This is a genomic window from Burkholderia sp. USMB20, from assembly GCF_000949135.2.
Lineage (GTDB): Bacteria > Pseudomonadota > Gammaproteobacteria > Burkholderiales > Burkholderiaceae > Burkholderia.
The window spans coordinates 39,886-59,981 of the sequence record NZ_JTAN02000019.1 but is presented as its reverse complement, the minus strand read 5'-3'; the positions used below and the strand labels follow the sequence as shown (position 1 = coordinate 59,981).

Sequence of the window (20,096 nt, the reverse complement as noted above, 5' to 3'; positions counted from 1 at the left end):
CGTCAACGGCGCGGATCGCGCTCGCGGCCGGCGCCGCTACCCGGTTCGGGATCGCGCGCCGCAGGCTGCGTCGGCGTAACCGTGCGTTGGGACGGATGCAGCACCATGCCCGTATCGGGTTGTTCGCCGTCGCGGCGCACGCGCACGCGGTTCTCGACGTCGCGCACGCCCATGCAGCCGTCGGCGATGTCCTCGATGTCGTGCTTCATCCAGCGCTGCGGCACGGTACCGTCGAGTTCGACGCGGCCGTCGCGCACCTGCACGGAGACATCGCTCACGTCGATGTCGAGCGCATGCGCGAGCCGCTCGCAGACGTCCTCGCGAATCCGCTCGTCCGAACGCGTATAGCCTTTCGGGCCGCGCCGATGCCGCATGGCCTCGCGTTGCGCGGCGTCGCCGAAGCGCGACAGGCCGGACGCATCGGCACGGCGCTGGTCGCGCCCGTTGTAGGCGTCGTAGTCGCCCTCGCCGCCATGCCAGCCCGTCCGGTGCTGGCCGCGGAACCGCGGCTGGTCGGCATGGGCGCCTTCACGTCCCTGGCCGCCTTCCGCTGTGCGGCCGCGGTTGCCGTCGCCGCGCCCGGACTCCCACGCCGGATCGCGCGAACCGCCCGGCCCGCCCGGCGCACCGCGCCAGTCGGCGCCGGCGTCTGCGCCGCGCTGTTCGGCCGACGAGCGGGCCGAGCGCTCGCTCCATTCGCTGCCCCAGTCTTCCGGGCCGACGTCCTCGCTCGCGAAGCGCCGGTACGCGGATTCGTAGTCGGCATCGTGGCGCCGGGATTCGTCGCCGCGAAAATCGCGCTCGCCGGTGTCCCGGTACGCGCGTTCGCCGCGCTCCTGCCAGTCGGGCGGGCCGCTCCGTTCGGCTTGCCGTCCGGGAGATCGTCGTTGCATCGTGTCCCTCCTTGATCGCGCCTGTGCCTGATCGCGCCTGTGCCGCGTGCGGACCGGGACCCATGTCGCGTCGCGGCGCACGTCGGTCAGGTTGATGCAAGTCGCGTGCCGCCCGTTGGCCAGCACACCGCGGCGGCGCGGCGGACCCCAGGGCGGCACGACCGCGCCGACGATCGCGGTCCACGTCGCGATCGCCACGCAGCGCTGACGGGGGCAATGCGGATCGTCGCGCTTCGGCAGGGGGCCCTGGCAGGGCGCACCTGGCCGGGCACCCTTTGCCCGGCGCCCGTGGCCGGACGCCCCTATCTGCAACGCAATTGCAGTTTTTGCGCGAATGGTCGCCGTGCAGCGACCCTATGCGCCACCCGCACCCGGTTCGTCCGGCGCATCCGGATCCTCGACGCTGCCGGGCTCGCTCAGCCGTTCCGTGCGATCCGGCTCGATATCGGCGCCTTCCTCGAGCCCCGCGTCGCCGTCCGCCGACGCGCGCTCGCCGGTGCCCGCGCGGTCCGTATCGCTGTCGAGGGCCGCGTCGCCGCGCTCCAGCGCGTGCTCGTCGAGCGGCGAATCGACGTCGAACGGATGGCGCCGCGCGCCGGCCGTGTCGCTGCCGCTGTCGGACGAATCGCTCGGACCCAGCGCGCGGCCGTCGCGGCCGCGCCGTAAGTTGTCGTCGTCCGGGCCGGCCGGTTCGTTGTCGGGGTTCAGGGTGCTGTTCATGTCGATGCCCTCGGGTAGCCGTGAAGCGGCGCGCCGCCGCCGGAGGCCGGCTTTCGCGCCGGGCCGGCCGCGGCGTGCGGACCGGAGGGCGACGCAATCGGCATGCCGCGCCGCCGTCGCCGGGCCGCCACCGGCAGGATTTCGCACTGCGGGCGCGACGCGGCACAGGCCATGCGCCCCCATTGATCAGGCGATTCGACCTCCCTTATGCTTTCGGGGTGTCAATCCGATTTGAATGGCCGCAGCCGGCTCGTCCGGCCGCGGCGGGGCGGCGTTCCTCCGCCCGCATCCGACTTGCCGTTCCGATGAAGAAAGACGACGCCATTTCCGATCTCCACCCGCCGCTCGGGCCCGCCGATGCACGCGACCTGCTGCACCGCTTCGCCGAGTTCCGTTTCGAGACCGTCGTCGGTGCGATCACCGACTATGCGGTGTTCATGCTCGACGCGCACGGTAACGTCGCGACGTGGAACGCGGGCGCGGAGCGCATCAAGGGCTATCGGACGGCCGAGATCGTCGGCCACCATTTCTCGCGTTTCTATCCGCCCGATGCGATCGTCGCCGGGCGGCCCGCATTCGGGCTCCGCGAAGCCGTCGTGCACGGCCGCTTCGAGGACGAAGGCTGGCGCGTGCGCAAGGACGGTTCGCTGTTCTGGGCCAGCGTGACGATCACGGCCGTGCACGACCATGCGGGCCAGCTGGCCGGCTTCATCAAGATCACGCGCGACATGACCGAGCGCAAGCGGCTCGCCGAACTCGAGGTGTCGACGCACCGGCTCAGCGTGTTCATCGCGATGCTCGCGCACGAGCTGCGCAACCATCTCGCGCCGCTGCGCAATTCGGTCGGCGTGCTGCAGAGCCTGCCCGATCCGGCGCCCGCGCTCGCGCAATGCCGCGACGCCGTGCATCGCCAGGTCGGACAGCTGACGCGGCTGGTCGACGACCTGCTCGACGTCGGGCGCATCACCGCCGGCAAGGTCCAACTCGACCACGCGCCGGTGACCGTGCGCGACGTGGTCTGCCGCGGCGTGGAAAGCATCCAGCCGAAGCTGGCCGCACGCGAGCAGAACATTCGCGTCGACCTGTCGGCCGATCCGCTGGTGGTGCGCGGCGACGCCGCGCGGCTCGTGCAGGTGCTGCACAACCTGCTCGACAACGCGTCGAAATTCTCGCCGCAGGGCGGGCGCATCGACGTCAGCGCGAGCGCCGAAGGATCGGTCGTCGCGATTCGCATCACCGATCACGGCGTCGGCATCGCGCCGGGTTCGCTCGAATCGATCTTCGACCTGTTCGAACAGGAAAGCGTGCCGGGCCGGCGCGCGTCGGACGGCTTCGGGCTCGGCCTCGCGATCTGCCGGTCATTCGTCGAGCTGCATGGCGGGAGGATCGCCGCGGAAAGCGCCGGCCCCGGCCATGGCGCGACGTTCACGGTGCGGCTGCCGCTCGAGCGCGCGATGCGCCCGACGCCCGGTGACGACGCGCCGGCGCCGGCGCCGCGCACGACCGAGCCGCCGGCCGGCGCGCCGCTGCGCATCGTCATCGTCGACGACAACCGCGACTCCGCCGACACGCTCGCCGTGCTGCTGCGGATCAAGGGCCACGCGCCGCGCGTCGCGTACCACGCGGACGACGCGCTGGCGCTCGCGCGCGACATCGTTCCGCACCTGATGCTCGTCGACCTGTCGATGCCCGACGTCGACGGCTTCACGCTGCTGCGCGAACTGCGCGCGATCGATGCGCTGGCCGGCACGACCTGCGTCGCGTTGTCCGGCCATGCGAGCCCGGCCGATCTCGCGCGCACCGCGAGCGAGGGCTTCGACGATCACCTCGTGAAGCCCGTCGAGATGGCGGTGCTCGACGCGCTGCTGGAGCGCGTCGCGCGCAAGGTCCACGGCGCGCCGTAGCCGCTCATGCCATCGCGCGGCACATCGCCGCGCACGCATCGCATGCCAGCGCGCAGCGCCGGCAATGGTCGTGCGCATGCAGCAGGCATTCGGCCGCGCACACCTCGCACGCACGCGCGCACAGGGCGCACACCTGCGGCGCGAGCACGCTGTCGCGCGCCATCGCGGCCGAGGCAAGGCGGCACAGCTGCGCGCACTCGATGTCGAGCGCGATGCAAGCGGCCAGCGCGTGCGTGTCGGGGTCCGCCAGGCACCCCGCCGTACACGCGTCGCATGCATGCGCGCACGCGTCACACGCGGCCATGCAGTTGTCGTAGAGATCATGGAACCCGTTCATGGCAGCACTCCTCGTTGCGGTTCGCAGCGTCATGGCGTCAGCTTCACTTTCAGCCAGCCCGGCTCGCGCACGTCGAACGCGCGATACGCGTCGATCGCGTTCGTCAGCGGCTCGCAGCGCGTCAGCACGGACGCCGGGTCGAACGCACCGCTGCGCACGAGCTCGATCAGGTGCGGCGTGACGGTCCGGTGATTGCAGTTGCCCATCTTGATCGTGAGGTTCCGGTTCATCGCCTCGCCGACCGGAAACACGCGCGCCTGCGGCGGATACACGCCGATCACCGCGACCGTGCCCGCCTTCGCGACCGCACGTACCGCCCATTGCAGTACCTGCGAGGGCCCGTCGCCGGGCGTCCAGTAGCGGCCGTCGGGCTTGCGGCGCGGCGCGACGGCATCGACTTCCGCATCGAACGCACGCGCCGCGTCGTGGTCGGCGGCGGCCGGCCCATGCGTCGCGCGCATCGCGTCGACGCCCACCGCATCGATCGCACGATCCACCCCGATCCCGCCGGTGAGCCGCAGCACCGTGTCGACGGGGTCTTCCTCGGAGAAGTCGATGGTCTCGGCGCCTTGCGCGCAGGCCATCTCGAGCCGCGACGCGATGCGGTCGATCGCGATCACGCGCCCGGCGCCCATCAGCTTCGCGCTCGCGATCGCGAACTGGCCGACCGGCCCGGCGCCGAACACGGCCACCGTGTCGCCCGGCTTCACTTCCGCGAGCTGCGCGCCGAAGTAGCCGGTCGGAAAAATATCGGACATCAGGATCGCCCGGTCGTCGTCGATCGCGTCCGGCAACCGGATCAGGCTCGCGTTCGCGAGCGGCGTGCGCGCGTATTCGGCCTGCAGCCCGTCGAACGGCCCCGTGTCGGCCGGGCCGCCGTAGAACGCGGTGCCCGCGCGCGGCCCGCCCGGGTTCGCGACGTCGCATTGCGCGGTGTAGCCCGCGCGGCAGTACACGCAGCTGCCGCACGCGATCGTCGACGGAATCAGCACGCGATCGCCGCGCTTCAGGTTGCGCACGTCGCGCCCGACCGTCTCGACGATGCCGACACCCTCATGGCCGAGGATCGTGCCCGGCTTCATCCCGCCGAGCGTGCCGCGCACCATGTGCAGGTCGGTGCCGCAGATCGCGCTGGCCGTCAGGCGCACGACCGCATCGGTCACGTCGACGACTTGCGGGTCGGGTACCGTATCGATGCGAATGTCGCCGATGCCGTGAAATACGACTGCTTTCATGTCAGGCCCTCCTTGTCGAAAGCGGTAACGGTGCAAGTACCGTCACACTGTTCGAGCAAGGCGCGCGCCCGTGCGCGCAGGGGTGGGTGCGGTGCGTGGTCAGCCGGCCGGTGCGTCGTCGTCGATCGACACGCCGATTGCGGCGGCCAGCGCGGCCGTGCGGCGCATCGTGTCGACTGCGCCTCCATGTCGGCACCGGAAATGCCGGATTGTTCGCGCTCGGGTTCATGATCGCGAACGGCGCCGCGATCACCTCGGTCGAGCAACCGCCGTCGAAAGTCACGGGCGCCTGTCAGGTTCGGCGGTCTCTGTGCAAGTCACGACGATTCGATTACAGTTGTGTGCGCAACTATTTTTCCAGAGCGTGTACCGGTCAGCGCACAGTCGGCAGCCCGTTCACGCGCGCGTCGTCCCCTGCTGCTCGAGCGCCGCTTCCGCGCGCAGGCAGTCGAGATCGCGGCCGATCGTCGCGACCGCGAGCCGTGCGTTGCCGCGCCAGAACGCGACCGACGCGTCATGCGCGCGCAGGTCGCCGTCGATCTCGACGCGGTCCCATTGCTCTGCATGTCCGACATAACGGACCGTCAGGTCGTAGTGCTGGCTCCAGAAGAACGGCACCGCGTCGAACGGCCGCTGCTGGCCGAGCATGTTGCGCGCCGCGGCGATGCCCTGCCGCTCAGCAACGACCCAGTGCTCGACGCGTATGCGTTCGCCCGTCAACGGATCGGGCCAGCGCGCGATGTCGCCGGCCGCGTAGATGTCCGGTGCGCTCGTCCGCAGGAAACGGTCGACCGTCACGCCGCGATCGACGGCGAGCCCCGCCTCCTGCGCGAGCGCGAGGTCCGGACGCACGCCGATGCCGACCACCACCACATCGGCCGGCAGCGCGTCGCCGTTCGACAGCGTCACGCGCTCCGGCGCGATCTGCGTGGGCGTCGCGCCGAGATGGAACACCACGCCGTGCGCTTCGTGCAGCGCGCGGATCGTGTCGCCGAGCGCTTCGCCGAGCACGCGCGCCATCGGATGCGCGTCGGGCGCGACCACCTGCACGTCGAGCCCGCGCGTGCGCAGCGCGGCGGCCGCTTCGAGGCCGATGAAGCTCGCGCCGACCACGACGCAGCGCCGCGCCGTCTTCAGCTTGCCGATCAGCGCATCGCAATCGGCCCGCGAACGCAGCACGCACACGTGCGGCAGATCCGCACCCGGCACGGTCAGCCGGTTCGGCTCGGTGCCGGTGGCCAGCAGCAGCGCGCCGTAGCCGACGCGGCTGCCGTCCGCGAGCTCGACCGCGTGCTGCGCGGGATCGATCCGCGTGACGCGCGTGCCGCAGCGCACGTCGATGCGCTGGTCGGTATAGAACGACGCGCCGCGCAGCGGCAGCCAGTCGGCTTCGGCCGTGCCGGCCAGATAGTCCTTCGACAGGTTCGGCCGGTCGTACGGCGGCTCGCTGTCCGCGCTCAGCAGCGTGATCGCATGCGGATAGCCTTCCTGGCGCAGCGTCACGGCCGCCGCGATCGCGGCCGCACCGCCGCCGACGATCACCACCGATGCGGGCAGCCCCGCCGCATTCAGCGCGGGCGGCGATGCGGCTGGCCGCGCATCGAGCACGACCGCGCGGCCGTCGCGCCGCTCGACGCGCCAGCATGTCAGGCCGTCGAGCGCCGGCGTGCGCAACAGCTCGCCGGTGCGCAAGCAGAACGCCGCGTGATGCCACGGACAGCGGATCGTATCGCCGACCAGCAGCCCGTCGGCGAGCGGCGCGCCGTAGTGCGGGCATTGCGCGCCCACGGCAAACAGTTCGTCGGCGCGGCGCACCAGCAGCACCGTGGCGTCGCCGACCTGGCCCTCGATCATCGCGCCGTCGGCGAGGTCATCGAGCGCGATCCCCTGCGCGAGATCGGGACGTGAAGACGAGGCGTCGCTTCCGGACATGGCGTGGCTCCCGGAGTGTGGGGTAACGATCCCATTATCGGCGTCCTTGCCGAAAAGAACAGGTACGGACGACCCCGCAGCGCACGCAAACACGGACTGTGGCTTGTACGCGATCCGCGACCGGCGTGGAACGTCATCGACGTTGCGGCGCAACACGCCGGATGCGCGTGCGCGGGGGGCCGGCGAGCCGAGCAATCCGCGTACCGCCCGGCCTTCATCCCGTCACGAGGAGCGACCCGATGGCGACCGTTCTGTGCGTGCTCTATCCCGACCCGGTCGACGGCTATCCGCCGCATGACGTGCGCGACGCGATTCAGGTCATAACGCGAGCTTGCCGACCGTGACGATCGCGCGTTCGATGTCCGGCGACCACGGGCTGCTGTAGTTGAGCCGGATGAAATTGCGGTAGGTGTCCGCGATCGAGAACATGTAGCCGGGCCCGATCGTGATGCCCTGCTCCAGCGCGAGCTGGTACAGGCGCATCGCATCGACCTGCGCCGGCAACTCGACCCACAGCACGTAGCCGCCCGCCGGGCTCGAGATGCGCGTGCCTTCCGGGAAGAACCGCGACACCATCGCGCGCATCAGGTTCGCCTGCTGCGCATACGCCTTGCGAATCCGCCGCAGGTGATGCTCGTAACCGTCGCGTTCGAGGAACTCGGCGATCGCCAGCTGCGGCAGCGACGGCGTCGCCAGCGTGTTCAGGAACTTCAGCTTCTCGACCTGTTCGCGATAACGGCCCGGCAACGCCCAGCCGATCCGGTACGCGGCCGTCAGGCTTTTCGAGAACGACGCGCAGTGCAGCACGATCCCGTTGTGGTCGAACGCCTTCAGCGCACTCGGGTGCGCATTGCCGAAATACAGTTCGTTGTACACGCCGTTCTCGATGATCGGCATGTCGATTTTAGTTGCGAACTCAACCAGTTCGCGCTTGCGCTCGTCGGGCATCTGGAAGCCGAGCGGATTCTGGAAGTTCGGCATCACCATGCACGCGGCGATCGGCTGAGACTTCGCGATCGCCGCCAGCGCCGCAATGTCGATTCCGTATTCCGGGTGTGTAGCGACCTCGATCGCCTTCATCCCCATCCGTTCGATCGCGTGCAGCATCGCGTAGAACGTCGGCGACTCCACCGCGATCGTGTCGCCTGGTTTCGCGACCGCCTGCAGGCACAGGTTGATCGCCTCCGTCGCGCCGACCGTTACGATGATCTCGTTCGGGTCGACCGACATCCCGTTTTCCAGGTAGCGCCGTGCGATCTGCCGGATCAGGCGCGGATGGCCCGGCGGCAGCCCGTCGGTCACGCCCCACAGCGACTTGTCGCGGCCGGCCGCGTACGCGTAGCGGTTCAGCTTCTCGAACGGGAACAGGCTCGGGTCCGGGTACGGCGAGCCGAGCGGCACCGCGTCGTCGGTGCCGATCGCGCGCAGCGTGGACAGCACGAGCCGGCTCATGTCCACCGACGACGAGATCGCGATCGGCTTCGACGGCCGCAGCTCGCGCACCGGCGCGTGCCCGTCGTCGTTGCGCAGGTTCACGAAGTACCCCGACTGCGGGCGGCTCTCCAGCAGCCCGCGGCTTTCGAGCAGCAGGTACGCGTGCAGCACGGTCGTGATGCTGATCCGGTGCTGCTGGCTTGCCTGCCGCACCGACGGCACACGATCGCCATGTCGATACACGCGTTGCCGGATGAGTCTCTCTATGTCGTTCGCGAATTTCTCGTAGAGCTTCATCCGCCTCGCCCCGCCAGCGGTGAACCAGCTTGCGACGCACAGGTGCGCGTGCCGTGCCGCTGCACGAAGCCGGATAGCCGTGTCCGGCCGCGGGCGTTCCGGTGCGAGCCACGTCCATTACCGAAATTGAAGGCGGATAGCAATGCGAAATCCATCATGAGAAGGATCGGCATCCTACTGCGTCATTTCGGCGAATGTAAGTGACAGTTTGGCGATCAAACCTCAAATCGCAAGCGTGTGGTGAACAGATGGAAACGCGGCAGCCGCGAGTCGGCGCCGCACCGAATCAATCTCGGTATAACGAAATGAACTACCGAACCGACACCCCCATCGATCGGCCCCGCGCGCACACGCATCACCGACGCGCATGCACATCGTCCTCGACGTCGTCGACCTCTGCCGGAAAGCGATGCTGGCCGAAGCTGAGGATCAGCACGCCTACCGCGAGCAGCACGATTCCGAACGTGGTCATCAGCATCCGCTCGGGGCTGTCGGTTGCGCCGCGCAGGATCAGGTCGCGCGCGAGCGACGTCATCGCAATGAACAGCGGAAAGCGCACCGGCAGCCGGCCGAGCCGCAGGTAACGCACGTTCATCGCGAGCACTTCGAGATAGAGGAACATCAGCAGCAGGTCGGTCAGCGATACCTCGCCCGCGAGCACGACCTTCCACGCTTCCTGCGTCATCGCGAACGCGGTCGCGAGACCGATCACGATCAGCCCGGCCAGCTCGGCCGCGTGAAGGAAGTGTCCGAAGCGGCGGCGGATGCGCTCGGCGGCCGTATCGGCGGAAACAGTGGACGTATTCAAGGCGATGACCGGTGCAATGAGGGTTGTGCCGCGATCGACGCTGGGTCGACACGGCGGATGGTTTCGGGCGGCGGAAAGCCCGCGACGCGCGCATCGGGAAAGGTTGCGCACGCACCGGCCGCGTTGGTGGCCTGCGCGACCGCGGACAGCGTGCGCCGGCAGCACTGGTGGAACGCGACGCCCGCATCGGTACACGCCACGTCGCCGCCCGCACGCGCCAGCAACAGCCGGCAGCCGAGATACCGTTCGAGGCGGTCCAGCCGCTCGCTGACTTGCGCGCGGCCGAGCTTCAGTTCGGACGCCGCGGCGGACACCCCGCCATGCTCGACCACCGCGACATAAATACGCATCGCTTCCAGCAGGTTCATCATGATGGTCCTCGTCGGCGGGCGGAGCGAACCTAATCTACTGCACGCGCCACGCCCGCTCAAGAGCACAGCGCCGCGGGTTTCAGGAGTACAGCTGCAGGCCCGCGACGCAGAATCGGACCCCGATCAACCCATTCGAATGACAGATTGGCGATACGTGTTCCAAAGACCCGCCGAAGCTGCTAGATTGCATGCTCGACGACGTTACGCGGTGCGGCGAGGTCGCGCGCCGGGCGAACGCGCGGCCACCGAGCCTGCCTCCCCCTTGCGCGCCCGGGCGGCAGGCCGCCGCCGCTGCGGCCCGTTGCGCGATGCCCGCGCAACGTCCTTCATCCGCATGTCACAAAGAGAACAGTCGCATGACACAGTCCAACCGTTCGTCTTCGCGCGCCGCGGCATCCGCGGCCCGTCCGTCCCGACATGACTGACCGGCAGGCCGCGATGCAAACCCGTCCCCCGCTTTCCCAGGCCGTTCACAGCCCGGTCACACGCAGCGCGATCTTCCTCGTTGCCACCGTCAACCCCGGCGCCGAGCGCGCCGACACGATCCGCGCGTGGTGCGGCGACATCGCCGCGCTCGTGCGCTCGGTCGGCAAGCGCGTGCCGGACGGCAACCTGTCCTGCGTATGCGCCTTCGGCGCCGACGCCTGGGATGCGCTGTTCGGCGATCCGCGCCCCGCGTCGCTGCATCCGTTCCGCGAATTCGGCGCCGGCCAGCGCGTCGCGATCGCGACGCCCGGCGACATCCTGCTGCACATCCGCGCCGACGCGATGGACCTGTGCTTCGAACTCGCGACCCAATTGCTCGGCGCGCTCGGCGACGCGGTCACGGTCGTCGACGAGGTGCACGGCTTCCGCAACTTCGACCAGCGCGCGATGATCGGCTTCGTCGACGGCACCGAGAACCCGGAAGGCCGCGACGCGGTCGACTTCACGGTGATCGGCGACGAAGACGCCGAATTCGCGGGCGGCAGCTACGTGATCGTGCAGAAGTACCTGCACGACATGGCCGGCTGGAACGCGCTCGCGGTCGAGACGCAGGAGCGCATCATCGGGCGCACCAAATTGTCCGACATCGAGCTGGCGCCGGACGTGAAGCCGTCGTGCTCGCACAGCTCGCTGACCACGCTCGACGAGAACGGCCGGGAAGTGAAGATCCTGCGCGACAACATGCCGTTCGGGCGCCCCGGCTCCGGCGAATTCGGCACCTACTTCATCGGCTACGCGCGCTCGCCGGCGCCGATCGAGCAGATGCTCGAGAACATGTTCGTCGGCCGCCCGCCCGGCAACTACGACCGGCTGCTCGACTACAGCCGCGCGGTCACCGGCTCGCTGTTCTTCGTGCCGTCGGCCGACCTGCTCGAGGCGCTCGCCGATCGCCCCGCACCGGGCGCCGAAGCCACCGCCACCGCCGCGCAGCCGGCCCCCGCATCGCCCGAGTCGCGTCGTGACGGCTCGCTGAACATCGGATCGCTGAAAGGAGCCAAAGCCTATGAATAACCTGCACCGCGAACTCGCGCCGATTTCCTCGTCCGCCTGGGAGCAGATCGAGGAAGAAGTCGCACGCACCTTCAAGCGCTCGGTGGCCGGGCGCCGCGTGGTCGACGTCGAGGGCCCGGCCGGCCCCGAGCTGTCGGCCGTCGGCACCGGGCATCTGCGCGAGGTCGCCGCGCCGCGCGAGCTGGTCGGCGCACGGCTGCGCGAAGTCCGCACGATCGTCGAGCTGACGGTGCCGTTCGAGCTGAGCCGCGATGCGATCGACAGCGTCGAGCGCGGCGCGCGCGATGCCGACTGGCAGCCGGCGAAGGACGCCGCGCAACGCCTCGCGTTCGCGGAAGACGGCGCGATCTTCGACGGCTATCTGGCCGCGGACATCGTCGGCATCCGTGAAGGCACGTCGAACCGCAAGCTCACGCTGCCGGCCGACGTCAGCGCGTATCCGGACGCGATCAGCGACGCGCTGGAAGCGCTGCGGCTCGCCGGCGTCGACGGCCCGTACTCGGTCGTGCTCGGCTCGGACGCCTACACGGCGCTCAGCGAAGCGCGCGACCAGGGCTATCCGGTCCTCGGCCACATCAAGCGCATCGTCAGCGGCGAGATCATCTGGGCGCCGGCGATCAGCGGCGGCTGCGTGCTGTCGACCCGCGGCGGCGACTATGAACTGCACCTCGGCGAAGACGTGTCGATCGGCTACACGAGCCATACCGACAAGGTCGTTCGCCTTTACCTGCGCGAAACGTTCACGTTCCTGATGCTGACGAGCGAGGCATCGGTGGCCGTGGCGCCGCAGGGCAACCCGGCGACCTGACGTTCCGCCCGCGCGATGCCCGACCGGCATCGCGCCCACCGGCCGCATGGCCGGCCGCACGTTCGTCGCTGATCGAACCATCCTGCATGGAGCGAGAAATGAGCGAATCGAATGAAGCACTACAGGCACTGCAAGCGTCGATCGACAGCCTGAAGCAGGCCGTCGACGCGAACGCGAGCCGCCAGGCCGGCGACACCGCCGTATTGTTCACCGTGGTGGCGCTGATGCTGGCCGAACTGCCGCCCGACTCCCGCAACCTGATCGAGGATTCGTTCTCCGTCTGGGCCAATGGTCTGCAGAATGCGGCACTGTCAATCGACGTGAAGCAGATCGCACGGCAGAAACTTGCGATGACGCTCTCCGACTGACGCCGCCTCGTCACGGTTGGGCCATGTCCGGCCCGCACCGTGCAACCCGCCCGCTTCGCCAGCGGCCTCGCGCCACGCACCGGTTGCGGTTCGCGCGCGGCCCGGCCTGACCCGTCCGCGCACGCTGCCGCGCTGCGCGCTCGCGCCGATGCGCGCGCGCCGCATTGCGTCGCGCGTCCCCCTTCCCGTTGGCTCGCTGCCGGCGCCCTGCGCGCCGATGTCGCACCGCGCTTCGCGCGCGTCGCACGCCGCCACGTTTGCGCAGCCCGCGCGCCGCACCCGCATGCGCGCTCGTCTGTACTCCTTGCGTCTCATGCTCGCACGCTTGTGAGGGTGCAATTCCCGGCCGGGCCGATGCGGAACTGTGTCTTGGAGGCCCCGGGCCGATTCGCTATTTTGAACGCAGTCGAAGTGATGGCGCAGGCGCCGCGAAGCAGCGGTATTGCCGGCGTCGAGCACGGCCGGTCGCCATGCCGGCGCGCGCGGCGCGACGGCGCCGGCATGGCGCGCGCGCCGCCGGTCGCGTCGAGCGGCAGGCACGTCCCGGTGCCCTCGCGCATCGGGACTTCCGTTTCGATTCACGTTCATTGACAGGAGCCAGACCACCATGCCCGCACTTTGCGACATCTGTCACGCCCGGCCGGCCGTCGCGCGCGCCACCGTGATGCAGGACGGCGAGCGCAAGACGATCTCGATCTGCGACTACCACTTCCGCCAGCTGATGCGGCATCAGAGCATGCTGAACCCGTTCGACTCGCTGCTGGGCGGCGGCGCGTCGTCGCTGTTCGGCGAGTCCGGCGACACGTCGCCGCTTGCCGCGGAGATTCCGCGCGAGTCGGTCGACCCGACCGACGCGTTCAGCGAGCAGACGCTCGAACTGCTGCAGCGCGCGGCCGAGAAGGCGCACGAGCTGCGCCGCGGCGAACTCGACACCGAACACCTGCTGTACGCGCTCGCGGACACCGACGTGTGCGCGGCGCTGCTGAAGGAACTGAAGCTGTCGCCGCAGGACATCAAGTCGTACATCGACGAGCACGCGCATACCGGCACGGCCTCCCCCGATGCGTCGCTCGACAAGCTGTCGATCTCGCCGCGCGTGAAGAAGGCCGTGCAGTACGCGTTCCAGGCGTCGCGCGACCTCGGTCACTCGTACATCGGCCCCGAGCACCTGCTGATCGGTCTCGCGTCGGTGCCGGACAGCATCGCCGGCACGCTGCTGAAGAAATACGGCGTGACGCCCGAGGCGCTGCGCCAGAAGGTCGTGAAGGTCGTCGGCAAGGGTGCGGAAGATGGCCGAGTCGACGCGCCGACCGGCACGCCGAATCTCGACAAGTTCGGCCGCGACCTCACCGCGATCGCGCGCCAGGGCAAGCTCGACCCGGTGCTCGGCCGCGCGCAGGAAATCGAAAGCACGATCGAGGTGCTCGCGCGCCGCAAGAAGAACAACCCGGTGCTGATCGGCGAGCCGGGTGTCGGCAAGACCGCGATCGTCGAAGGCCTCGCGCAGCGAATCGTGAACGGCGACGTGCCCGAAGTGCTGCGCGGCAAGCGGCTCGTCGAAGTCAACATCAACTCGATGGTCGCCGGCGCGAAGTATCGCGGCGAATTCGAGGAGCGCGCGAAGCAGCTGATCGACGAAGTGACCGCGAAGCACGACGAACTGATCCTGTTCATCGACGAGCTGCATACGATCGTCGGCGCGGGCCAGGGCGGCGGCGAAGGCGGGCTCGACATCGCGAACGTGCTGAAGCCGGCGCTCGCGCGCGGCGAGCTGAGCCTGATCGGCGCGACCACGCTGAACGAATACCAGAAGCACATCGAGAAGGACGCGGCGCTGGAGCGGCGCTTCCAGCCGGTGTTCGTGCCGGAGCCGAGCGTCGAGCAGACGATCGTGATCCTGCGCGGGCTGCGCGACAGCCTCGAGGCACACCATCAGGTGACGTTCGCCGACGACGCGTTCGTCGCGGCCGCCGAGTTCGCCGATCGCTACATCACCGCGCGCTTCCTGCCCGACAAGGCGATCGACCTGATCGACCAGGCCGCCGCGCGCGTGCGGATCGGCGCGACGTCGCGCCCCGTCGACATCCAGGAAGGCGAAGCGCAGATCGCGCAGTTGAAGCGCGAGCAGGACTACGCGACGTCGCGCAAGCGCTTCGACGAAGCGAAGCAGTTCGAAGAACAGATCAACGAGAAGCAGAAGTCGCTCGACGAAAAGATGGAAGCGTGGCAACGCAAGACCGGTTCCGAGACGCTCGAGGTGACCGTCGAATCGGTCGCCGAAGTCGTGTCGCGGCTGACCGGCATTCCGGTGTCCGAGCTTACACAGGAAGAGCGCCAGAAGCTGCTGAAGATGGAGGAGCAGCTGCGCGAGCGCGTGGTCGGCCAGAACGACGCGGTGGTCGCCGTCAGCGACGCGGTGCGGCTGTCGCGTGCCGGGCTCGGCCAGACGCACCGGCCGATCGCGACGTTCCTGTTCCTCGGGCCGACCGGCGTCGGCAAGACCGAGCTCGCGAAGGCGCTGGCCGAGACCGTGTTCGGCGACGAGCAGGCGATCATCCGCATCGACATGTCCGAGTACATGGAGCGGCACGCGGTCGCGCGGCTGATCGGCGCGCCGCCCGGCTACGTCGGCTACGACGAAGGCGGCCAGCTCACCGAGCGCGTGCGGCGCCGCCCGTACAGCGTGATCCTGCTCGACGAGATCGAGAAGGCCCATCCGGACGTCTACAACGTGCTGCTGCAGGTGTTCGACGACGGCCGGCTGACCGACGGCAAGGGCCGCGTGGTCGACTTCAGCAACACGATCATCATCGCGACGAGCAACCTCGGCGCCGCGATCATCATGGACAACCTCACGCAGCCGGAAGCCGCGCGCAAGACCGACAAGGCGATCCGCGAGCAGCTGATGCAGGTGCTGAAGGGCCATTTCCGCCCCGAGTTCCTGAACCGGATCGACGAGGTGATCGTGTTCCATGCGCTGTCGAAGGAGAACATCCGCTCGATCGTGCAGATCCAGCTCGACCGCGTGGTGCGCACCGCCGCCGCGCAGGACATCACGCTCGTGATGGGCGACTCGCTCGTCGAACACCTGACCGAAGCCGGCTACCAGCCGGAGTTCGGCGCGCGCGAACTGAAGCGGCAAGTTCGGCAGATCATCGAAACGAAGCTCGCGAAGGAAATCCTCGCGGACAAGCTTCAGTCGGGCGACCGCGTCGAAGTCGACTACGACCCGGCCGGCGACACGGTGACGTTCAACAAGCTCGCGCCGCCTGATGCGAAGGACGCGAAGCAGGACGCCGACGGCAAGGCCAGGCCGAACGGCAAGGCCGCGAAGGCATCGGCCGATGAAAAGGATGACGAAGCAAAGGCCGATACGCCGCCGCCCGTCGCGAAGGCATCCGGCAAGAAGTCGTCCGGTGCGAAGAAGGACGCGCACTGATACCACGCGGGCCCGGATGCCTGGGCCCGCATGACCGGCGCCGTCCGCCGGACGGCGCCGCCCCACGCCGCGACGCGGCGCAACCCGAGCCACCCCGCAGCGGGCCCGGCTCATGGAGATTCACATGACAAATCGACGCGAAGTGCCAGGCATCAGGAAGTACGATGGGCCCGCCGGCGGTTGGGGCGCGCTTCGCGCGACAGCCGAGGCCGTGCGCACGCAGATGGAAACCATCGAGGCGCCGATCGTGCTGATGCGGACCAACCAGCCCGACGGTTTCGACTGTCCCGGCTGCGCGTGGCCCGACAAGGAACACAAGTCGACGTTCCAGTTCTGCGAGAACGGCGCGAAGGCCGTCACGTGGGAGGCCACGACCAAGCGCGTGACGCCCGAGTTCTTCGCGGCGAACACCGTGTCGTCGCTGCTGCGGATGTCCGACTACGAGCTGGAGAACATGGGCCGGCTCACGCATCCGCTCGTCTACGATCGCGCGACCGACACGTTCCGCGCGGTCGAATGGGACGACGCGTTCGCGCGGATCGGCGAAGTGCTGCGCGCGCTGCCGCCCGAGCAGGTCGAGTTCTATACGTCGGGGCGCGCGTCGAACGAAGCCGCGTACCTGTATCAGCTGTTCGCGCGCGAGCTCGGCACCAACAACTTCCCCGACTGCTCGAACATGTGCCACGAGCCGACCAGCGTCGGCCTGCCGCAGTCGATCGGGATCGGCAAGGGCACCGTCTCGCTGGAGGATTTCGACCACTGCGAGCTGATCATCTCGATCGGCCACAACCCCGGCACGAACCATCCGCGGATGATGGGCACGCTGCACGAGTGCTCGCGCCGCAACGTGCCGATCATCGTGTTCAACCCGTTGCGCGAGCGCGCGCTCGAACGCTTCGCCGATCCGCAGGACATGATCGAGATGGCGTCGTTCGGTTCGACGCGCATCGCGTCGACGTACTACCAGGTCGACGCGGGCGGCGACGCGGCCGCGCTGAAGGGCATCATGAAGGCGCTGCTGCAGCTCGAGGCCGAGCGCGGCGACGTGCTCGACCGCGACTTCATCGCGCAGCACACCAGCGGCTTCGACGCGTTCTCCACCGACCTGCAGGCCACGTCGTGGGACGACATCGAGCGCGCGAGCGGCCTGAGCCAGGCGCAGCTCGAGCAGGTCGCGCTCGCCTATGCGAAATCGAACGCGACGATCGTCACGTACGGGATGGGCGTCACGCAGCACAACAAGGGCACCGCGACCGTGCGCCTGATCGCCGACCTGCTGCTGATGCGCGGCAACTTCGGCAAGCCCGGCGCGGGCGTGTGCCCGCTGCGCGGCCACTCGAACGTGCAGGGCAACCGCACGGTCGGCATCACCGAGAAGCCGTCGGCCGAGTTCCTGCAGAAGATCGAGGACGTGTGCGGCTTCAAGCCGCCCGCGCATCACGGGCACGACGCCGTGCAGGCCATGCAGGCGATGGTCGACGGCCAGGCCAAGGCGCTGCTGTGCCTCGGCGGCAACTTCGCGGTCGCGCTGCCCGATCCCGAGCTGTCGTTCCCCGCGATGGCGAAGCTCGATCTCAGCGTGCATCTCGGCACGAAGCTGAACCGCTCGCATCTGCTGGTTGCGAAGGAAACCTACATCCTGCCCGTGCTCGGCCGCACCGAGCTCGACATGCAGGCGAGCGGCCGGCAATCGATCACCGTCGAGGATTCGATGTCGATGGTCCACGCGTCGGCCGGCAAGCTCAAGCCGGCGTCCGACGCGTTGCGCTCGGAGCCCGCGATCGTCGCAGGGATCGCGCATGCGACGCTGCCGAACAGCAAGGTCGCGTGGCTCGACCTGATCGCCGACTACGACCGCATCCGCGACCTGATCGACAAGACGGTGCCCGGCTTCGAGGCGTTCAACGAACGGATCCGCACGCCGGGCGGCTTCCGCCTGCCGCTGCCGCCCACCGAGCGCGTGTGGCCCACGCCGACCGGCAAGGCGATGTTCTCGGTCTACACGGGCGTGAAGGAAGACGCGGACGTGCTCGGCGCCGAGCAGGTGCTGCGGCTGATCACGCTGCGCAGCCACGACCAGTACAACACGACGATCTACGGGCTCGACGACCGCTATCGCGGCGTGTTCGGGCGGCGCGACGTGCTGTTCATGAACGCGGCGGATCTCGCGAAGTACGGGCTCGAACACGGCGACCTCGTCGACATCGAGACGATCACCGCCTCGGGCCGCACGCTGCGCCTCGAGAAGATCACCGCGATCGAGTACGACATCGCGCCAGGGTCGGTCGGCGCGTACTATCCGGAGGCGAACGTGCTCGTGCCGCTCGATTACATCGACAAGGAAAGCGGCACGCCGTCGTACAAGTCGGTGCCGGTGAGGGTCGCGCGTTCCGCGGTCGTGTGATCCGCGGGCGGGCAGGTTCGCGACGTCCGGCACGCATGCGACATGCCGTGACGCCGAACCTGCCTGCCGCCCCGCCTCCCCGCCGCTGCATCGCCTCCGATGCGGCGGCCGCTTCGTTTTCACGTGGCGAACGGCACGCGCCTTACCGCGCCGCCGACGGCGGCAGAGCCGCGCCCGTCTGCCGGCGACGGTATGCGCTGTCGCGCGTCGCGAGCCAGTAGTACAGCGGCGACGTCAGCGCGAGCCCGACGAGCCAGGACAGGTCGGCGCCGCCGAGATGCGCGGGAATCGGGCCCGCATACATCGGCGTGTTCATGAACGGGATCTGCACGACGATCCCGATCGCATACGCGAGCAGCGCCTGCGGATTGAAGCGGCCGTACACGCCGCCGTCCGCCATGAAGATCGACTGGATGTCGTACTTGCCCTTGTGGATCACGTAGAAGTCGATCAGGTTGATCGCCGTCCACGGCACCAGCACGACGAGCAGCGCGAGCACGAGATCGACGAGATTGCCGACGAAGTTGGTCGACGCGCCGATCGCCGCGTAGCAGCACGCGATGAAGATCACCACCGACACCACCGCGCGCGTCTTCGCGGTCGGAATCCACTTGTACGCGAAGGTCTGCACCGACGTGATGACGGCGAGCACCGCGCCGTACAGGTTCAGCGCGTTGTGGCTGATCACGCTCAGCAGGAACAGCACCAGCATCAGCGGGCCGAGCGGGCCCGTCGCCTGCTTGACCGCGTCCATCGTGTCCGCGCCGGCCGGCACCGCGAGCACCGCGACCGCGCCGAAGATGAACGCGAGCGTCGAGCCGATCGTGCAGCCGAGATAGGTCGCCCAGAACGTCGACGCGACGCCGGCGTCTTCCGGCAGGTAGCGCGAATAGTCCGACACGTACGGTGCGAACGCGATCTGCCACAGCGCGGACAGCGACACCGTTGCCAGCCACCCGGCGAAATCGAAGCCGCCGCGCGTGAGGAAATCGGCGGTGCTCACGTGCGACAGGATCATCCAGAAGCCGACCACGATGCCGATGCCGAGCACCCATGTGCCGATCCGGTTCAGGATGTGGATGAACCGGTAGCCGACGATCCCGATCAGCCCGGACCCCACCGCGCCGATCACGATGCCGACGGGCACCGGCACCGACGACGCGATGCCGTGCACCGACTTGCCGGCCAGCACGATGTTCGACGCGAAGAAGCCGACGTACATCACCGCCGCGATCACCGTGACGAGCAGCGCGCCCCACGAGCCGAACTGCGCGCGGCTCTGGATCATCTGCGGGATGCCCATCTGCGGCCCCTGCGCCGAATGCAGCGCCATCAGCACGCCGCCGACCGCCTGGCCGACGACGATCGCGACGATCGCCCACATCAGGTTCAGGTGAAAGAGCTGCACGCCGAGCGCGCCGGTCACGATCGGCAGCGGCGCGATGTTGCCGCCGAACCAGAGCGTGAACAGGTCGCGCACCTTGCCGTGGCGTTCTGCGGGCGGCACGTAGCCGATCGTGTGTTTCTCTATCATGGGGGACGCGTTGCGGTCCGCGGTCGTCATGGCGAAGTCTCCTGTGCTGCGCGGCGATGCGCGCGTGCCGTTTCAGCCGGCGCGCGACCGTGCGCGCGCCTGCAATCGGGTCCGG

The 20,096-nt window shown here is 69.0% G+C and carries 15 protein-coding genes; 6 read left to right on the top strand and 9 right to left on the bottom strand.

Annotated features, from left to right (window positions below; genetic code table 11):
* Window positions 1-2 precede the first annotated feature (2 nt).
* Both PL79_RS24755 and PL79_RS24750 read right to left on the bottom strand, forming a co-directional pair.
* The gene (locus PL79_RS24755; protein ID WP_044848169.1) at window positions 3-893 is read right to left on the bottom strand and encodes a BON domain-containing protein; all 891 of its coding nucleotides are present in this window, start codon (window positions 891-893) and stop codon (window positions 3-5) included.
* Between the two features lie 354 nt (window positions 894-1,247).
* Window positions 1,248-1,613, bottom strand: coding sequence for a hypothetical protein (locus tag PL79_RS24750; RefSeq protein ID WP_044848164.1), 366 nt, complete (start codon window positions 1,611-1,613; stop codon window positions 1,248-1,250).
* A 305-nt stretch (window positions 1,614-1,918) separates the two neighbouring features.
* Between PL79_RS24750 and PL79_RS24745 the strand changes: the two genes are divergently transcribed.
* A complete protein-coding gene (locus tag PL79_RS24745; protein WP_044848163.1) occupies window positions 1,919-3,517 on the top strand; it encodes a PAS domain-containing hybrid sensor histidine kinase/response regulator in 1,599 nt (532 codons plus the stop codon).
* Between the two features lie 4 nt (window positions 3,518-3,521).
* On the opposite strand, the gene PL79_RS24740 is transcribed toward PL79_RS24745, so the two are convergent.
* The 6 genes from PL79_RS24740 to PL79_RS24715 all read right to left on the bottom strand — a co-directional run bounded on the left by PL79_RS24740 (window position 3,522) and on the right by PL79_RS24715 (window position 9,931).
* Complete coding sequence (locus PL79_RS24740) at window positions 3,522-3,854, bottom strand: ferredoxin (RefSeq protein ID WP_044848162.1); 333 nt, start codon at window positions 3,852-3,854, stop codon at window positions 3,522-3,524.
* A gap of 29 nt (window positions 3,855-3,883) precedes the next feature.
* The gene (locus tag PL79_RS24735) at window positions 3,884-5,089 is read right to left on the bottom strand and encodes a zinc-dependent alcohol dehydrogenase (RefSeq protein WP_044848161.1); all 1,206 of its coding nucleotides are present in this window, start codon (window positions 5,087-5,089) and stop codon (window positions 3,884-3,886) included.
* A 396-nt stretch (window positions 5,090-5,485) separates the two neighbouring features.
* Window positions 5,486-7,021: an FAD-dependent oxidoreductase gene (locus tag PL79_RS24730; RefSeq protein ID WP_044848160.1), complete on the bottom strand. Its 1,536-nt coding sequence runs from the start codon at window positions 7,019-7,021 to the stop codon at window positions 5,486-5,488.
* A gap of 318 nt (window positions 7,022-7,339) precedes the next feature.
* On the bottom strand, window positions 7,340-8,752 hold the full coding sequence (locus PL79_RS24725; RefSeq protein WP_044848159.1) for an aminotransferase-like domain-containing protein: 1,413 nt from the start codon (window positions 8,750-8,752) through the stop codon (window positions 7,340-7,342).
* Between the two features lie 355 nt (window positions 8,753-9,107).
* Window positions 9,108-9,560, bottom strand: coding sequence for a phosphate-starvation-inducible protein PsiE (locus PL79_RS24720; protein WP_044848158.1), 453 nt, complete (start codon window positions 9,558-9,560; stop codon window positions 9,108-9,110).
* Window positions 9,557-9,931 carry a LysR family transcriptional regulator gene (locus PL79_RS24715; protein ID WP_235879321.1) on the bottom strand — a complete coding sequence of 125 codons (375 nt, stop codon included), beginning with the start codon at window positions 9,929-9,931 and terminating at the stop codon, window positions 9,557-9,559. The genes PL79_RS24720 and PL79_RS24715 overlap by 4 nt, the downstream gene beginning before the upstream one ends.
* Window positions 9,932-10,348: 417 nt before the next feature.
* Between PL79_RS24715 and PL79_RS24705 the strand changes: the two genes are divergently transcribed.
* From PL79_RS24705 to PL79_RS24685, 5 genes are all read left to right on the top strand, one after another.
* Window positions 10,349-11,428 (top strand): Dyp-type peroxidase, encoded by a 1,080-nt coding sequence (locus PL79_RS24705; protein WP_044848157.1) that lies wholly within the window; start codon window positions 10,349-10,351, stop codon window positions 11,426-11,428.
* Window positions 11,421-12,236 (top strand): family 1 encapsulin nanocompartment shell protein, encoded by an 816-nt coding sequence (locus PL79_RS24700; protein ID WP_044848156.1) that lies wholly within the window; start codon window positions 11,421-11,423, stop codon window positions 12,234-12,236. Before PL79_RS24705 ends, PL79_RS24700 begins: the two co-directional genes overlap by 8 nt.
* A 98-nt stretch (window positions 12,237-12,334) precedes the next feature.
* A complete protein-coding gene (locus PL79_RS24695; protein ID WP_044848155.1) occupies window positions 12,335-12,604 on the top strand; it encodes a hypothetical protein in 270 nt (89 codons plus the stop codon).
* Window positions 12,605-13,211: 607 nt separating this feature from the next.
* A complete protein-coding gene (locus PL79_RS24690) occupies window positions 13,212-16,043 on the top strand; it encodes an ATP-dependent Clp protease ATP-binding subunit (RefSeq protein ID WP_044848154.1) in 2,832 nt (943 codons plus the stop codon).
* Between the two features lie 124 nt (window positions 16,044-16,167).
* A complete protein-coding gene (locus tag PL79_RS24685) occupies window positions 16,168-18,447 on the top strand; it encodes an FdhF/YdeP family oxidoreductase (RefSeq protein ID WP_044848153.1) in 2,280 nt (759 codons plus the stop codon).
* Window positions 18,448-18,589: 142 nt separating this feature from the next.
* Here the strand turns inward: PL79_RS24685 and PL79_RS24680 are convergent, their stop codons facing one another.
* The gene (locus tag PL79_RS24680; protein WP_044848152.1) at window positions 18,590-20,011 is read right to left on the bottom strand and encodes a purine-cytosine permease family protein; all 1,422 of its coding nucleotides are present in this window, start codon (window positions 20,009-20,011) and stop codon (window positions 18,590-18,592) included.
* Window positions 20,012-20,096: the final 85 nt, after the last annotated feature.

Bases quoted from the DNA above. Each gene is read 5' to 3' on its own strand.
- PL79_RS24690 (WP_044848154.1), top strand. From the start codon at position 13,212: ATGCCCGCACTTTGCGACATCTGTCACGCCCGGCCGGCCGTCGCGCGC.
- PL79_RS24680 (WP_044848152.1), bottom strand. From the start codon at position 20,011: ATGACGACCGCGGACCGCAACGCGTCCCCCATGATAGAGAAACACACG.
- PL79_RS24755 (WP_044848169.1), bottom strand. From the start codon at position 893: ATGCAACGACGATCTCCCGGACGGCAAGCCGAACGGAGCGGCCCGCCC.
- PL79_RS24735 (WP_044848161.1), bottom strand. From the start codon at position 5,089: ATGAAAGCAGTCGTATTTCACGGCATCGGCGACATTCGCATCGATACG.
- PL79_RS24705 (WP_044848157.1), top strand. From the start codon at position 10,349: ATGACTGACCGGCAGGCCGCGATGCAAACCCGTCCCCCGCTTTCCCAG.
- PL79_RS24740 (WP_044848162.1), bottom strand. From the start codon at position 3,854: ATGAACGGGTTCCATGATCTCTACGACAACTGCATGGCCGCGTGTGAC.
- PL79_RS24750 (WP_044848164.1), bottom strand. From the start codon at position 1,613: ATGAACAGCACCCTGAACCCCGACAACGAACCGGCCGGCCCGGACGAC.
- PL79_RS24715 (WP_235879321.1), bottom strand. From the start codon at position 9,931: ATGATGAACCTGCTGGAAGCGATGCGTATTTATGTCGCGGTGGTCGAG.
- PL79_RS24725 (WP_044848159.1), bottom strand. From the start codon at position 8,752: ATGAAGCTCTACGAGAAATTCGCGAACGACATAGAGAGACTCATCCGG.
- PL79_RS24695 (WP_044848155.1), top strand. From the start codon at position 12,335: ATGAGCGAATCGAATGAAGCACTACAGGCACTGCAAGCGTCGATCGAC.
- PL79_RS24700 (WP_044848156.1), top strand. From the start codon at position 11,421: ATGAATAACCTGCACCGCGAACTCGCGCCGATTTCCTCGTCCGCCTGG.
- PL79_RS24730 (WP_044848160.1), bottom strand. From the start codon at position 7,021: ATGTCCGGAAGCGACGCCTCGTCTTCACGTCCCGATCTCGCGCAGGGG.
- PL79_RS24685 (WP_044848153.1), top strand. From the start codon at position 16,168: ATGACAAATCGACGCGAAGTGCCAGGCATCAGGAAGTACGATGGGCCC.
- PL79_RS24745 (WP_044848163.1), top strand. From the start codon at position 1,919: ATGAAGAAAGACGACGCCATTTCCGATCTCCACCCGCCGCTCGGGCCC.